This window comes from Microbacterium sp. GXF0217, assembly GCF_054798195.1.
In genome coordinates this window covers 1-3,063 of sequence record NZ_JBSJZG010000014.1, presented here as the reverse complement: position 1 = coordinate 3,063, position 3,063 = coordinate 1, and the positions used below count along the sequence as shown (strand labels likewise).

3 protein-coding genes are annotated in these 3,063 nt (G+C 67.1%); all 3 read left to right on the top strand.

The genetic code is table 11. The features are described 5' to 3' along the window. The first annotated feature begins 145 nt into the window (after positions 1–145). The 3 genes from istA to ACWAT3_RS16625 are packed head-to-tail and all read left to right on the top strand — an operon-like array spanning position 146 to position 2,983. Complete coding sequence (istA, locus tag ACWAT3_RS16635; protein WP_460800195.1) at positions 146–1,801, top strand: IS21 family transposase; 1,656 nt, start codon at positions 146–148, stop codon at positions 1,799–1,801. Beyond that, complete coding sequence (istB, locus tag ACWAT3_RS16630; RefSeq protein ID WP_460800193.1) at positions 1,798–2,616, top strand: IS21-like element helper ATPase IstB; 819 nt, start codon at positions 1,798–1,800, stop codon at positions 2,614–2,616. The genes istA and istB overlap by 4 nt, the downstream gene beginning before the upstream one ends. 58 nt (positions 2,617–2,674) lie before the next feature. Continuing rightward, positions 2,675–2,983, top strand: coding sequence for a hypothetical protein (locus ACWAT3_RS16625; protein ID WP_153244082.1), 309 nt, complete (start codon positions 2,675–2,677; stop codon positions 2,981–2,983). The last annotated feature ends 80 nt before the right edge of the window (positions 2,984–3,063 follow it).

Below are 3,063 nucleotides of genomic sequence, written 5' to 3'. Positions count from 1 at the left end.
TGACTCTGTCACTCTGATTTGGCCCAGGGGTGACGGTCTGATCTGGCCCATGTTGCGACGCGCCGGGGTGTTCATGTCGGTTTGATTTGGCCCACCCCCGTCAGCGTGGTCCTCAGTCGTAGTCATTGCGAGTGAGGAGGGCCAGTTGGGGTCCAGGGTGGAGTTGTTTGCGGAGATCCGGCGCGCGGCGCGGGTCGAGGGCCTGTCGGTAAACGCGTTGGCGAAACGGTTCCGGGTACATCGTCGAACGATCCGTCAGGCGTTGGCGTCACCGGTTCCACCGGAGCGGAAGGTCCCGGAGCGGCGGGCGCCGAAGCTCGAGTTGTTCAAGCCGCTGCTGGATGGGTGGTTGCGGGAGAACCTGACCGCGCCGAAGAAGCAGCGGATGACGGCGACCAGGATGCACGCCCGCCTGCTCGACGAGCACGACGCGGATGTCTCGTATGCCGCGGTCCGTGACTATGTTGCGAAACGTCGGCGGGAGATCCTGGTCGAGGCGGGCCGGGTTCCGGAGGTGTTCGTCCCGCAGCTGCACGCGCCCGGGGCGGAGGCCGAGGTCGATTTCGGCGAGGTCTGGGTGATCCTGGCCGGGGTGAAGACGAAGTGCCACATGTTCACGTTCCGTCTCTCTCATTCCGGGAAGGCAATCCACCGGGTCTATTCGACGCAGTCGCAGGAAGCGTTCCTGGAGGGGCATATCGACGCGTTCGATGAGATCGGCGGCGTCCCGGCCCTGCACATCAAATACGACAACTTGACCTCGGCGGTCACCGCCGTCCTGCACGGTCGTGACCGGGCGCGGGTGGAGAACGACCGGTGGGTGCTGTTCCGCTCGCACTACGGGTTCGACGCGTTCTACTGCCAGCCCGGCATCGATGGTGCGCACGAGAAGGGCGGTGTCGAGGGTGAGGTCGGCCGGTTCCGCCGCACCTGGCTGTCCCCGATGCCCGAGGTCGACACGCTCGCCGAGCTGAACGACATGATCCGCCGCTGGGATGCCCGCGACGAGGATCGTCGCATCAACCAGCGACGCACGACCGTCGGCGACGATTTCGCCGCCGAGAGGCCCCTGCTGCGACCGTTGCCGGTCGAACGGTTCGATCCCGGACTGGTGCTGCACCCGCGGGTCGACCGGTCGAGCCTGGTCACTGTTCGGATGGCGAAGTACTCCGTCCCAGCCCGGCTGATCGGACGCCAGGTGAGAGTCTCGCTGCGCGCGTCGGACGTCGTCATCTTCGAGGGCCGTGAGGAGGCGGCCCGGCATGAGCGGGTCGTCGCCCGCGGCGGGGAATCGATCCAGTTGGATCACTATCTCGAGGTCCTGCGCCACAAGCCCGGCGCACTGCCCGGATCCACCGCTCTGGCCGCCGCCCGGCAGGCCGGGGTCTTCACCGCAGCGCACGAGGCGTTCTGGCAGGAGACGCGGAAAGTCAACGGCGACGCCGCGGGCACGAGGGAGCTGATCGAGGTGTTGCTCCTGCACCGGAGCATGCGCGCTGCGGATGTGATCGCGGGGATCAGGGCCGCGCTCTCGGTTGGCGCGGTCACCGCGGACGTTGTCGCGGTCGAGGCCCGCCTGCACGCGGGCGGGGCCACGTTGCACCGACATCCTGTTGCTCACGACAACGACGTCGAGCAACGCGTTGTCAGCCTCACCCAACGCCGGCTCCGTGACCCGGCCGCGGTAATCGCGGACCTCCCGCCGGATCGGCGTCCGTTGCCGACCGTTACGCAATACGACGAGCTGCTGCGACGCCGCGTCCAGGCCACCGATGAAAGAGAAGGAACCACGAACACATGAGCACCCGAACCGCCGTGACCACGACCCTGCGCCGCCAGCGCGGAATGACCGAGGAAGCCGCCGCGGCCGCCGTCGACCAAGCCTGCCGGCGGCTCCGCCTGCCGACGATCCGGGCCGTGATGGATGAAGCTATCCGCGTCGCCGAGCACGAGCAGCTCTCCTACCAAGGATTCCTCGCCGAACTGCTGCTTGCGGAATGCGATGACCGGGACCGCCGCTCCACCGTTCGCCGCGTCACATCCGCCGGGTTCCCCAGACAGAAATGGCTCGGAGACTTCGACTACGACGCGAACCCGAACATCAACGCCGCCACGATCCACACCCTCGCGACCGGCGACTGGGTCCGCCGCGGTGACCCGCTCTGCCTCATCGGGGACTCCGGCACCGGGAAGAGCCACCTCCTCATCGGGCTCGGCACCGCCGCCGCTGAGAAAGGCTACCGGGTGAAATACACCCTCGCGACGAAACTCGTCAACGAGCTCGTCGAAGCCGCCGACGAGAAACAACTTGCCCGCACCATCGCCCGCTACGGCCGCGTCGACCTGCTCTGCATCGACGAACTCGGCTACATGGAACTCGACCGCCGCGGAGCCGAACTCCTCTTCCAGGTCCTCACCGAGCGGGAGGAGAAGAACTCCGTCGCGATCGCGTCGAACCAGTCCTTCTCTGGCTGGACGGACACGTTCACCGACCCGCGCCTCTGCGCCGCGATCATCGACCGGCTCACGTTCAACGGCACCATCATCGAGACCGGCACCACCAGCTACCGGCTCGCCCACACCCGCGCCACCGCATCTCCGAGCACCGACAGGTGATCGATCGACCAGCCCCACCACCAGCGCTCCAGCGTCGGCGCGAGAGGAGAATATGGAGATGACCATCGAGATCCTGCACATCGAGGAATGCCCCAGCTGGGAGACCGCGGAAGCCCACACACGAGAAGCATTGGACGCGCTCGGGCGGGCCGACATCCCCGTCACCACGCGACTGCTACGCACTCCGGACGAAGCAGCCGAAACCCCGTTCGCCGGCTCCCCGACGATCACCCTCAACGGGGTCGACATCTTCCCCTCCGACGGTCGCACTACTGACCTCGCCTGCCGCGTCTACGCCACCCCGCACGGACTCAAAGGCACACCCACCACCGAGCAGATCACCAGCGTGCTCCGCCCGCTCATCTGACCTCGAGCCGCGCCCGACCAGACTCCGCCTTGGGCCAGATCAGACCGTCACCCCTGGGCCACTTCAAGTTGACATAGCCA